The sequence below is a fragment of the Nocardia pseudovaccinii NBRC 100343 genome, from assembly GCF_001613225.1.
Lineage (GTDB): Bacteria > Actinomycetota > Actinomycetes > Mycobacteriales > Mycobacteriaceae > Nocardia > Nocardia pseudovaccinii.
On record NZ_BDBY01000437.1, the window covers coordinates 1 to 12,318 of the forward strand.

The 12,318-nt window shown below is 65.7% G+C and carries 13 protein-coding genes; all 13 read left to right on the forward strand.

Going from position 1 to position 12,318, the window contains the following annotated elements:
• The first annotated feature begins 434 nt into the window (after window positions 1–434).
• Window positions 435–608 (forward strand): hypothetical protein, encoded by a 174-nt coding sequence (locus tag NP3_RS48780; RefSeq protein ID WP_157124985.1) that lies wholly within the window; start codon window positions 435–437, stop codon window positions 606–608.
• 1,075 nt (window positions 609–1,683) lie between these two features.
• The gene (locus tag NP3_RS45320) at window positions 1,684–2,259 is read left to right on the forward strand and encodes a hypothetical protein (RefSeq protein ID WP_157124986.1); all 576 of its coding nucleotides are present in this window, start codon (window positions 1,684–1,686) and stop codon (window positions 2,257–2,259) included.
• Complete coding sequence (locus NP3_RS45325; RefSeq protein WP_245721392.1) at window positions 2,256–3,494, forward strand: cutinase family protein; 1,239 nt, start codon at window positions 2,256–2,258, stop codon at window positions 3,492–3,494. The genes NP3_RS45320 and NP3_RS45325 overlap by 4 nt, the downstream gene beginning before the upstream one ends.
• Window positions 3,494–4,633 carry a lipase family protein gene (locus NP3_RS45330; protein ID WP_063047871.1) on the forward strand — a complete coding sequence of 380 codons (1,140 nt, stop codon included), beginning with the start codon at window positions 3,494–3,496 and terminating at the stop codon, window positions 4,631–4,633. Before NP3_RS45325 ends, NP3_RS45330 begins: the two co-directional genes overlap by 1 nt.
• A gap of 471 nt (window positions 4,634–5,104) precedes the next feature.
• Window positions 5,105–6,484, forward strand: coding sequence for a cutinase family protein (locus NP3_RS45335; RefSeq protein ID WP_157124987.1), 1,380 nt, complete (start codon window positions 5,105–5,107; stop codon window positions 6,482–6,484).
• A 128-nt stretch (window positions 6,485–6,612) separates the two neighbouring features.
• Window positions 6,613–7,341, forward strand: coding sequence for a DUF8176 domain-containing protein (locus NP3_RS45340; protein ID WP_063047872.1), 729 nt, complete (start codon window positions 6,613–6,615; stop codon window positions 7,339–7,341).
• Window positions 7,341–8,006, forward strand: coding sequence for a hypothetical protein (locus NP3_RS45345; RefSeq protein ID WP_157124988.1), 666 nt, complete (start codon window positions 7,341–7,343; stop codon window positions 8,004–8,006). Before NP3_RS45340 ends, NP3_RS45345 begins: the two co-directional genes overlap by 1 nt.
• Window positions 8,003–8,299, forward strand: coding sequence for a hypothetical protein (locus tag NP3_RS45350; RefSeq protein ID WP_063047874.1), 297 nt, complete (start codon window positions 8,003–8,005; stop codon window positions 8,297–8,299). The genes NP3_RS45345 and NP3_RS45350 overlap by 4 nt, the downstream gene beginning before the upstream one ends.
• A gap of 121 nt (window positions 8,300–8,420) precedes the next feature.
• Window positions 8,421–9,329 carry an alpha/beta fold hydrolase gene (locus NP3_RS45355; protein ID WP_063047875.1) on the forward strand — a complete coding sequence of 303 codons (909 nt, stop codon included), beginning with the start codon at window positions 8,421–8,423 and terminating at the stop codon, window positions 9,327–9,329.
• On the forward strand, window positions 9,326–9,559 hold the full coding sequence (locus NP3_RS45360; RefSeq protein WP_063047876.1) for a hypothetical protein: 234 nt from the start codon (window positions 9,326–9,328) through the stop codon (window positions 9,557–9,559). The genes NP3_RS45355 and NP3_RS45360 overlap by 4 nt, the downstream gene beginning before the upstream one ends.
• A 16-nt stretch (window positions 9,560–9,575) precedes the next feature.
• Window positions 9,576–10,220, forward strand: a complete 645-nt coding sequence (locus NP3_RS45365; protein ID WP_245721393.1) for a DUF8175 domain-containg protein — start codon at window positions 9,576–9,578, stop codon at window positions 10,218–10,220.
• Window positions 10,221–10,235: 15 nt separating this feature from the next.
• Window positions 10,236–11,042 (forward strand): DUF8175 domain-containg protein, encoded by an 807-nt coding sequence (locus NP3_RS45370; protein ID WP_063047878.1) that lies wholly within the window; start codon window positions 10,236–10,238, stop codon window positions 11,040–11,042.
• Between the two features lie 113 nt (window positions 11,043–11,155).
• On the forward strand, window positions 11,156–12,318 hold a 1,163-nt coding region (locus NP3_RS45375; protein WP_157124989.1), incomplete at its 3' end, for a TrbL/VirB6 family protein.

The window sequence follows — 12,318 nt, forward strand, 5'->3', positions numbered from 1 at the left end:
CGACGATCACCGGTCGGTGGCGACTGTCGTCGTCTACGCAGCGGCCGATCTCGATGTCGATGACACAGATTCCGATACCCGACGGGGTGCAGATGCGAGTGACCACAAGACAAGCCCCCGCACTTGTCGAGTGATCAACGACACCTGTTTGCCGGAAAGCTATTCTGCACCAACGACGACGGGGCACGGCGATGGAAATACTACGGCCTAGATTCACACGAGAACCGACCGCCGCCGGATCGTGACTCGGTGCACTAATGCTCGTGGACCTACGGACGAGGAAGGCAACCGTTGCTGGACCGCCGACCGTCGGGCCAGCGAGGTCTTCGCCGCCGCCAAACGGCTTGCCGACGCGGCGGCCGCGACCGGTACAGCCTGGTCCCCAACCGTCGGTCACTGGTTTCAAGGGCGGATCGAAGCGGCGGCGGGACGCGATGAAAACCACCACCGCGCTGACCGAGGCACTGACCGAATTCCGGGTCATCGAAATTCCACAGGATCTGGTGCTGTTCGGCGGAACCGGTGCTGCCGCAGTCGATCCGTTGGTGTACTCGGATCATCTGTCGGTCATCGCCACCTATGACGAAACCTATTTGCCTGCAAGCTGATCGGCCGACGAAAGAGCACACCGCTGTCGGCGGTGAGAGTTGTACGGAGTTGAACCGCCCCTGTCCTCCACGACTCGACATGTCGCATCACGATCGGAGTAGAACAACACCATCACGGATGCGATGCTCGCGCTCGTGGCTACACGACCCCGCAGACGCGGACTCGCCCCAACGCCATCGTGAGCTGCCGAGATGGTGTGCAATACGTTTCCATCACTTCCGGGTGGTAGTGGCAATGTCGTCTTCGCCGCACGATAGCGAGACGTTGTCTCCTGAGCGGCTGGGAGTGCTGCGAGGGGATCAAGAAATGGCCGTGTTCGGTCGTGGTGGGGAGAAATCTCTTTGACAACAGCATTGTTAAATGGCTGGGTTTGCGCTGCTAGATCGATCAGCGAATTGCGCAATGCTGTTGTATAGGATGATCTTGTTGGTAAAAAGTCTGGATCCGCAACGGGTTTCGCGGTTTGGATAGGGAGGCAATCTCAACCGCATCGAAGGGAAAATCCGTGGATCCGTTTGTTGTTCTATCGTGGGTGAACACCGGCTTGTCGGTGTTGTCGAACGGTTTGTCGCTCGCGGCCCAAGCGCTGTCTCTGATCGTGCCGTTCCTCTGATAATTCTGCCCTGAAGAGGGCCTCCTTACTGGGAAACCAAGTAGGGAGGCCCCGCGGGGCCGCGCTGAGCGCATTCTTCGACTTTCCTATTCCGCCTTCGTGTAGAAGGGCTATTTGGCGTGCCGAAATACCGAAATACAACAAATCGCGCCGCGCCGCGCAAGAGTCCCAGTTCGAACCATTCGCATTCGATTCACGACAACTCTGTTCGCGTGGGGCGTGGCAGGCGGATCGCGTTGGCGAGCGCGATTCCGGTGGTGGTGGTCTTGGTTTGCGGTGGTGTTGCGTCGGCGGCGATCTCGGCCGATCAGATCGCTGATCAGCCGGGGGTAACCAGTCCTGAACAGCCTGGCACCGCCGCACCCGCACCACCGCCTCCCGGTCCTCCTGTGCAGGAACCCCAACCGCCTGCGTATTACGAGCAACCGCCAGCGGTGCGTAATGAAGCCCCCAGCCGGCCGGTGCCCTCACCCGCTCCGGTCGCGCCGGTTGAGTTGGGGGAGCTGCATCTGCCCGAACCGGTGCCACCGGTCGCGCCGATCGAGCCACCTGCGGACACCATCCGGATCGGGCAATTCGAAACGCCGTCACCGGATTGGTTGCCACCGGACATCCGAGACTGCATCAACGACACCGCCGCTGGTGCCGAAGCCCAAGTGGCCCAAGCGTTGGATTCGATCGGGCTCCCACCGGGCCGCTCTGACCGGGTCAGTGGCGCGACCACCGCGGGTGCATTGCTGGGCGGCGCGGCCGGTGCCGCGATTGCGGGTGCTCCGACCGCTGCCGTCGGGGCGGTCGTGGGTGGTCTGGTCGGCGGCACCATTGGCGGGATCGCCGGTGCCGCAGTGGGAACGGTGATCGAGGTCCCGGTGATCGGGACCGTCACCTCCGGTATCGCGGGAACAGCGATCGGTGCCGCGATCGGCGCTGCGGTAGGAGCGGCCATCGCCGGAGTCCCGGTCGCCGCGGTGGGAGCAGCGATTGCCGGCACCATCGGTGCCGGGTTCGGTGCGGGCGTGGGGGTAGGTCAGCCGTGAGAACTTCCACGATTCGACGGGTCCGCGCCATCATGATCGTGCTGGCGGCATCGGCCGCATCTGCCCTCACCACCGCCGCTGGTGGCGCCCAGGCGGTGCCGATCGGACCGGGCTGCCCCGCCTTGTATGTCCTCGGTGTTCAGGGGACCGGTCAGTCCTCACTGGCAGCGGACCCGGTGGCCGACACCGGTGTACTCGGCACGATGTTGGCGCCGGTTACCGCTGCTGTTCCGGGACTGGTGCAACACAGCTACATCGCCTATGGCGCCGGATTCGGCGGCATCGTGCCCGGTGGCGGAACAGACCCATACGCGGCGTCGGTGACCGACGCGCACAACCAACTCGCCACCGCGGCAGCGCAAGTGATCGAGCAGTGCCCCGGCACACTGATCGCCGGTGTCGGCTATTCCCAAGGTGCACAAGCCCTGGCGCAGTTCGCCCAGGAAGTGGGGGCAGGGGTCGGCTCGGTGCCCGCGGACAAGATCGCCGCGATCGCCCTGTATTCCAATCCGATCCGCGTCGAGGGCAGTCCAACCTTTCCCGGTCGGCCGGGGCAAACCGTTCCCGACCCGGCACCGGGTACCAGCGGAGCGGCCGTGTCGAGTGTCCAGATAGTCAGCGCCGCGGCCGCTGGCAGCGGAATCGCGAGCACCGGCGCGGGTTACGGCGCGCTCGAAGGACGCGTCGTCGATGTCTGTGTCGATGGTGATCTGGCGTGCTCGGCACCGGATCAGGCGGCGCTGCTGCGCCTGGGCGCGGAGATCGCCGCGCAAGCGAACCTGGCAGACCCGATCTCGGCTGTCGCATCGATCAACGCACTGCTGTCAGAGGCCCTCAGGGACGCCTGGACCACCGTAATCAACGACGACATCCAGGTCGGAGGTGGCAACGTCGACTACGCCCCGCAACAACCCCTGTCAGCCCGATTGATCGACGCTGCCGACCCGCGCATACCGGCGCCGACGCCAGAAGATGCCGGTGCGGCGGCGGCGCGCTGGAACGAGATCACGGCCACCATCCTCGGCAACCCGCTGGGGTTGTTGCCCAAGGTGGTCGGGCAACTCGGTGCCGCATGGGGGCAGCTGCTGGCCGACAACGCCGCCTTAACGAACCCGGGCGTCTGGCTGCATTTCGCTGACACAGTCGCCCGCCACAACGGCTACGCCGCGACCGGCCAACTGACCTCGGGCACTGCGTGGCTCACCGCAGTCGCACACGACCTCGGGAGCCGATGATGAGCGAGCCCCTCACCGACGACGAGTTCTACGCCGCGACATCGATCGAGGTCGGCAGCAAGCGCGGCGAGGTCCTGCGACTGCGGGAAGTCGCTGTCCCGCAATTGCATTCGGTCGCGCACGCGTGGCAGATCATCTACGTATCGAGCGATTCCTACGGCGAGCTGATCCCGGCTTCGGGCATCGTCATCGTCCCCGACACCGTCACCGACGCGGGTGCAGGACCCATCCTCGGATACTGTCCCGTCTTTCGTGGACTCGGTGGCCGGTGCGCACCCTCGCAACTGTTGGCCGACGGGGCCGAACCCGAAGCCGACTACCTCGCGATCGCGTTGGATCGCGGCTGGACCGTCGCGGTCGCCGACGGTCGCGGACTCGGCATCACGGGGCTGGGACCACACACATTCCTGGCCGGTCGCTGCGCCGGGCAAACCATCCTCGACCTCACCCACACCACCCGAGGGCTACCGGATCTGAACCGATCCGCGCCGATCGCCCTGTGGGGATACGCCGACGGCGGCCGAAACGCCTTATGGGCCGCAGAAATCCAGCACGAATACGCACCCGAGCTCGAGCTGCGCGGTGTCGCCGCCGGCGCCGTGGTCGCGGATCCCGGGGAACTAGTCGCCGAGATCGACGACGGACCATGCGCGGGCCTCGGGCTGGCCGGGCTGGTCGGGTTAGCCCGCGCATATGCGCACCTGCCGATGCTGCACATCCTCACCACCGAAGGCCACCTCGCCGCCGCAAACATCGAAAACCTCGACGCAGCAAGGATTCTCGCGCGATACCGGCAACCGTTGGGACGCTGGTGCGAGCGGACTGACCCGTGGATGGACCCCATGTGGCGATATGTGCTGGCTCGTGAACGCTGCGCACAGCAACCACTCCACGTCCCGGTGCACCTCTATCACGGCACACAAGACACCCTCATCCCTGTCGAGTCAGCGCGGCGACTAATCAGCGACTATCGCGGGTTCGGTGTGGATCTGAACTGGCGTGAATACCCGGTCGATCATCTACAAGCCGCCATCGACGGAGCCGGTGAGGCCATCGCCCGCCTCGCGAGCAACCTACAGCACACCCCGTCGAGGCCCACCCGGTCGACGCCACCGACAACGACGCCCCCGGACTCCTGAAACCCCATCCGGGAAGCCCTGCCCGCGCCCGTTGCACCCCTCGCTAGCAGCGCGGGCAGGCCCGGCAAACAAACACTCCCACCGAGCGAGGCCAAACCGTATGCGACACAACGACAACGCGAACATCCCTACCCCGAAGTGCGGCAGCGCGACCGTCGAACCCGCACTGCGACAGCGGCACTGGGAGGTCCGGCTCACAGGAGCGGTCCGCACTGCTGCGTAGTCGAACCCGACCCCTGAAACACGGTTGGCTGCATTCAACTCACGACTGAAAGGAGAAACGCCGTGCGCCTCAGCACAATTCGGTACACCGATGCGAGACGAACGTCAGCGCCGAACCACACAGTGACGGCGATCGTCGCGGCATCGACCGTCCTGGCGAGCATCGTCGCGAGCGGGTATGCATCAGCGCAGTCGCCGAGTCCTGAACCCCCGCTGGAGTCGACTTGTCCCGCACTGTATGCGCTCGGCGTGCAGGGACCTGAGGAGAGCTCACCGGATGCCCCCGCGACCACCGATACCGGCGCGCTTGGACAACTGTTCGCGCCGATGCTCAGCTCGGCACAAGGCTTGGCCCAACGCGCTTACATCCCCTACGGCAACCGCGGCGACGGCTCTGAAGAACCCTACGACCAGTCTGTGGCGACCGCGTCTGGGAGGCTCGAGGACACCGCCGCCGAGATCGTGCGCCGCTGCCCAACCACCAAGATTGCTGTCGCTGGTTACGCCCAAGGCGCTGCTGCGGTCGCGGCGTTCGCCCAACGGGTCGGCACCGGTACCGGCAAGATAGGCGCGGACCAAGTCGCGGGTATCGCGTTGCTGGCCAACCCCGCTCGCGCCACCGACACCGCGGTTCTGCCGGGGCGCGCCGGTGCCACCACACCTACGGCCGTGCCCGGCACCACGGGAACCAAGGTGTCGAAGATCGCCTTCACCGACACCGTTCCGGGCGGCTCCGGTATCGCGCGAACTGCCGATACATCAGCGAGTTTCGGCTCTCTGACCGGACGCGTCGCTGATTTCTGTGTTGCCGGTGACATCACCTGCGCCGCCCCTTCCGAAGGGCCGTTGGCGACGACGGTCGCAAACATCGCCGCGCAATCGGATCTACGTGACCCGGTCGCGGCGATCTCCACGATTGCCCAAGCCCTCGCAGCGACGGTGTACAAGACCGCTGTCGGCGTGGTCAACGAAGACGTCCAAGGCAACAGCCTCGATCAGTTGTCCTACGAGCCGAGCAAGTCGATCAGCCAGCGCCTGGCCGAAGCCTCGAACCCCGCAACGCCTCTGCCCGGGCCTGACCAGGCCCTCGCTGCGCTGATGCGGATCGGCACCATAGCGCTGAACGCGGTCACCACTGTGGCACAGGCGGTGTTCACTCCGGCGACGATCACTGAACTCGCCACCGTCGGTATGACCGATCTGTTGGCCGCGATCGCCACTCTCGGCACCAAACTCGCTGCCGCCGTGGTCGAACTCGTCCCACCACAGACCGGGATCCGGCTGATCAACCAAGCCTTCGACGCGATCACCACCAACATCACCGACAACACCCAGCTCTACAACATCGCCAGCTCGACCCAATACAGCGACACCTCCGGGCGCCACGGTTCCTACTCCAGCACCCCGTCCACCCCGACCGGGCAATCGCCGATAGCGACTGCAGCGGCCTGGTTCGCCGCCGCTGCCCGCGACATCGCCGACATCACCGCGCCCGCGATACCGGCACCAACCACAACCCCCGGTGTGACGACCACCCACACCGCGACATCGGCCTTGCCGACAGCCACTGCGGCAGTGACCACTTCGACGGTGACCACAGGCCCGGCGGGCACAACGCCCGCCCCATGACCCCTTCGGGGGAGGACGCGCGATCAGCTCGCACCTACTTCAGAGCTGATCCGTGAATCAATCCCCGGCGACTTCTCCCGAAGGGCCCACGCACTCCGACACGAGAACCAAGGAGGTGAAAACCCCACATGGCAACCGAGTCCGGCACCGACATCCGCACCGACGACGCGCACGGGTGGGGATGGCTCGATGACAACAGCGCGGTCGAACTACCCGTCATCGGTTCGCGCACAACGCCATCCGATCATCACGGCGCCGACGAATGGGGCTGGCTGAACAACCAACCACTCCCGCACGGCGGCACCCTCGATCCCGCAGTCGAACCCGAGCCCGGCCGATTGCGCGGACTCCCATCAAATGCATGGACTGCTCTGGGCGTAGTGGCGTTTGCCGCTGTGAGCCTGGTCATCGCCGGGAGCTTCGCGGCCAGAGATGTGCAGCCACAGACCGCGGCACCGACCATAACCGCCGCGCCACCGTCCACACCGCCGGCCCACCCTGCGTGTCAGGGGCTGACCGCACCTGTGGTCACGGCAACCACTGGTGGTTCTGACCCCGTGACACGGGCGATCGCCGGATTCGAATACGCCTACTACCAGGGCGACGCTGAGGCCGCACTGCGATTCCTCGCACCGGACGCAGGGATCCTGCCCGAGGCGTTGGCCGCCGGTATCGCCTCCATCCCGAAAAATACCCGCCACTGCGTCGCGATCACCGCGATTGCGGACACAACGGCGGCGGTGCACCTGGTGGAACTACACCCGGACAACCAGCGCATCGACTACCTCCAGGTGATCAACGTCCGCATCACCGAGGGCGCGGCGGCCATCATCAACATCCAGAAGCAGGGCACGTGATGACCACTACAGCCCTTCATTCCCATGTCAACGCCCACCGTGATCCGGGCAGACAGTTGGATCCGGGCACGATCGACCCACCGCCACCGCACCGGTGTGCACCCATTCGCTCCGCCCCGCTACCGGTCACCGGCCCACACCCGCCGCTGTTCGCGGTGCTCGGTGCACACGGCGGCGCCGGCACCTCCACGCTGGCGCGGTGGTGGGCACCGGCCGCCGACACCGGATTGGCGTGGCCAGCCTCGAACCGCACGACGCAACGAGTGGTGATCGCGGCGCGACTGTGCCTGCCCGGATTGATCGCGGCGGCTGATCGCTTACGCGAATGGCACGCAGACCTGGCCCCGGACGGTGTCACAGTCATCGGACTCGTGCTGACTCCAGCGCGGCCAGGCCGGGTGCCTGCCTCGCTACGCCGTTACCGGGGCGTGGTCGCCGAACTGGTCGAGCACGTGTATTCGATTGCCTGGCACGACGAACTTATCGGCTGCGAGCTGGAAGAGCTGGCCGAGTACCTGCCGTTCGACCCACCGCCGCGACGACGAGCTCCCATCACGCAGGCGGTCCCCGCCGATGTCCACCGCGCAGGAACCGAGATCCTCACACGCCTGGCTGAGGGACGGAAAACAACTGGTGTACGCGCTGATTCGGAAACCGAGTCATGAGCACCGCCTACCTGATCGGTGAAGCGATCAACGTGCTCGCCGACCAAATCCCCGTCACGCCAAAAGCGCCGCCCGGCTCGGAAAAGCTGATCAACATCGTCAACTACCTGTCCTGGCTCGTCATGGTCGCCGGGGTCGCCGCACTGATATACGCGGGCGGCAAGTTCGGGTGGGAGCGATTCCACGGCGGGGCGCTGGAATCTCCCAAGATCGTGCTCGGCGCACTCGTCGGCGGCGTCATCGCCACCAGCGCCGGCGGGATCATGCAAGCCGTCGTCACCGGCACAGGGTGAGCGCTGTGCGTCAGATCCCTTTATTCCACGGCAATTCCACAACCTCCGCACCTGCGGTGGGCCCATGCCCGTCGTGCTCGAGGGCTGAATTCCGCTCCGCAAACTGCAAGGACTTCATGTGATGACCTCTCACCAACCGTGCCCGCTGACTGTCACCACCACTGACGGCATACAACTGTCAGCCAGCAGACTCGGCCACCCCGACACAGCGGCCACGATCGTCTATGTCCATGGTCTGCTGACCGACGCCAGTTACTGGACGCCGTTGACACAGCACCTGCACCATCAACTCGGCGGTGCGATTGGCCAGATCACCTACGACCAGCGCGGCCACGGCGGCTCCGGATGGCCGAGGCGATCGACGGGCACGACGCTGCGACACCTGGCCGATGACCTGGATATCGTCTTGGCGCATGCCACCGGTGCGGTGATCCTGGCAGCACACTCCGCCGGCAGCCTGGTCGCCCACGCCTACGTGAAACACTATCCCGAACGCGCCGCAGCTCTGTCGGGGCTGGTGCTGTTCAACGGCGCCTGCGAGTTCCCCGAATTCCCTTCTCTGCCACGGCATTTCCTTAGAATTCCGGCACGACTGCGGCGACTGCGCCATGGACGGTTCGACCGCATCGCCGCCGGCGGGTATGTGCTGCTGGAACGCCGGTTCCGCAGTCTCAGCGAAAGGTTGGGGTCCAAAGCACCACTGATTGCCGGGCAGCGGCGAGGCGACCCGCGGGTGTTAGCCGACTTGCTGCACAGCTATGGCGAGCACTTCCTCGAGCCGGCGACGGCGGTCGCGATGCGTTCGATTCCCTCGTTCGTCCTGTCCGCCGAACGTGACCGGGTGGTGCCGCCCACGCAGTCGATGCGGCTTGCCGATGCGATCTGGGCCGACTACGAAATTGTTCCCGGCGCAGGACATTCCCTGCCCCACACCGACCCGCAGACCGCAGGCAACGCGATCCTGCAGGCATTGGAAGTCGCCTACCGAGACGAGAATTCCGGAGATTCGGCGCGAGGCGCGCAGCTATGAGCGCCAAACAACTTCCCGCAGACGTGACGACTCCGCTCACGCAACTGCTGGGGTACCTGGCCTGGATCGTGCTGCTGCTGTGCATCGGGCGCGCCATCTGGCTGGCAGGACTGCTCGCCGTCCGAATCTATCGCGAGGAGTCCATAGAGGGCCTCCTCGGCACCCTGATGGGCGCAGCCCTGCTCGGATCCGCCAGCGGTCTCGCCGTCGCGATCGTGCCAACCAACTGACCCTGTGGAGGACAACATGACCACACCGAACCGAATTTTGGCCACCGCAACGTGCGTGTTGGCCACGGCCTCGGTGCTCGGCACAGCAGCGGTGACAGGTTGCGGTAACGACCGCACCGAAACCTCTGCGCTGGTCGAGCAGCCACCGGTCGAGTTGCACGCACCCCCGACCCGGCTGCGGTGGGCGTCGTTCCAGGGCATGGAACTGCCGGTCGCCGACCAAGGACCGAAATCGGTCAATGGCGCGGTCGCAACCGGTTTCGACCACACCCCGCCCGGTGCTGGGCTTGCCGCCATCCACGCCAGCGTGCGCATGTCGGTAGCCACCGACACCCAGTGGGCGCTGGTCGGACAGCAGATGCTCGCACCCGGCCCCGGCCGTGACGCCTGGGCCTTGGCCCGCGCGCAGATCTCGATCACCAGCGAGATCAGCACCGGTGCACCAACAGTGCTGGGCTACCTGATCAGCGGCTTCACCCCGCAAGCCGCCGATATCGCGATCTATACACGCCAGGCCGATGCCTCGCTGACCCGCAACACCGTGACCGTGCTGTGGCAGTCCGGGGACTGGCGCCTGCTCCTACCACCCAAACCAACCACGCCCGCGGTCGCTGCGGTGGATACGACACCGGCGGACATGGTCGCCCTACCCGGGCACTGAGAACGGAAGCGCACCATGGCATCTCGCCGCCTACTGGTCATCTTGCTCGTCGGCATCGCTGTCGTCGTAGCCGCGGCCTTCGTGCTAGCCATTACCGGCACCGGCAACGCACCTAACCCGCAAGACCCCATCGATAACCCGCTCGGGCCCACGACACCCAAGCAAGCAATACCGGTTCCTTCCGCGATGTCGCGTCCGCCGACGATCGACATGTTCGGCAACCGACTCGAGGTCACCGACCGAGACGAAGGCGTTGCGCTCGAACAAGATCCGGCGACACGTCCCGATCCTGGTCGACTTGACTACCTGACCGCGCCACCAGCACGTATGCAGTGGCAGCGCGGATGGGACGGTGCAGCCCTACCGTTTTCCGGCAGCGACGGGCCCGCCGAGGTGACCGCTGGTGTGGCTTCCGGATTCGCTGACACACCACAAGGTGCCGCACTGGCCGCTTACGACGCACTCGCCCGAGCATTGGCCGCCCCTGAGGGGGTGTGGCAGCAGATAGTCACTCACCGATACCTCGGCGGTGGCCAGGCACTGATCGATAGATTCGCGCGCTCCCGTAAGAACACCCCCGACGCGGCCCGTTACGTGGTCGTCCCCGAAGGGTTTCGCATCCTGCCTGGATATCGACCGGATTTCGCGGTCGTCCAGATTGCCTCTAAAGCCATCGGCGGAGTCGCCTACTCCACATGGCCGATGACTTGGACCGGGGGCGACTGGCGGGTCCGCGTTCCCGACGACATCGAAACCCTCTGGGCACCAGCCACTCCCACAACCTCGCTTGCTGACTTCGCACAATGGAAGGCCGTGTCATGACCACCGGATCGAGCGTTATGGAAGCGCCACCAGCTCTGAGTGATCCCTGGCATACCCAACTGCAGCTGCCGAGTCTTTGCGATATTCCTAGCGGCCCGGGAGCGGTGTGTCAGTTGGGCAAGGCAGGTTCGCAGGCCGCCGGGGATGCCGCGAAGTCGGCTTTCGACGATGTGATCGACACGCTCGTCGACGGTGTTGCGAAGTTCTTGCGGGTCGTGATGACGTGGTGGCTCAACCTGCCGTCCCCGCAGCTGGCGGCCAGTACCGGCGAGCCAGGACCGGTACTCGGGTCCATCCGCGACTACACCAGCGGCCTTCAAGTGCTGCTGATGACGGGCGGCATCATGTTTGCCGCGGCCCGGCTGGCGATGGCCAAACGCGGCGGCGTCGCGGGAGAAGCCCAGGAGTCGTTCCTGGTGTTCGGCAAAGCGGTCTTCGCGAGCATGATGTTCGCCACCGTCATCACCGCAGGCACACGTGCAGGTGATCAGTTCTCCAAGTGGGTGATCTTCGATGCGACTCGGGGTGACCTGACGAGCGCGGTGTCCAGGTTCGCGGACTTCGACCTGAAGCACAACTCCGGTCTGGGGTCAGGTGCACTCCTCATCCTCGCCATCCTCGGCACCATCAGCATGCTCGTACAACTGGTGATGCTGGTCGTTCGGCAAGCGCTGCTCATCCTGGTTGTCGCCGCGATCCCGATCGCCGCCGCCGCCGCAGGCACCGGTCCGGGATCGCAGGCCTACAAGAAGATGTTGACCTGGGCATTGGCGTTCGTGCTGTGGAAACCCGTGGGCGCGTTGGTGTATGCGATCGCCTTCACCGCAGCGGGCACGAAAGGTGACGGACAGCAGCAGGATTCGCAACTCGTCTTACTCGGTTTGCTGCTGCTGTTGATGGTGCCGATCGTGCTGCCCGCGCTGATGCGACTGATCGCGCCAGCTGTGGCGACGCTCGGCGGCGGGGGAGGTGCCGCAGCGGCGTTGGCTGGTGCCGGGCTCGGGGCGGCGATGTCCTCAGCCGGACGAAGTCGCGGCGAAGCCCGCCCGGTCAGCGAGCGCGAATCCTCACCCGGTGGCGGCGGGTCCCCAACTCCACCGGATGAACGCGGTGGCGGTGGACGTCCTATGCCGGACGGGGGAGGCGGGAGCGTAGCTGGTGGCGGCGCTCGGGCCGGTGGTGGAGGTGGCGGCGGGGCCGCTGCGGGATCAGGTGGTGGTGCCAGCGCGCCAGCGGACACATCCGGTGCGAAAGCACCCGGTGGCGGCTCAGAGGC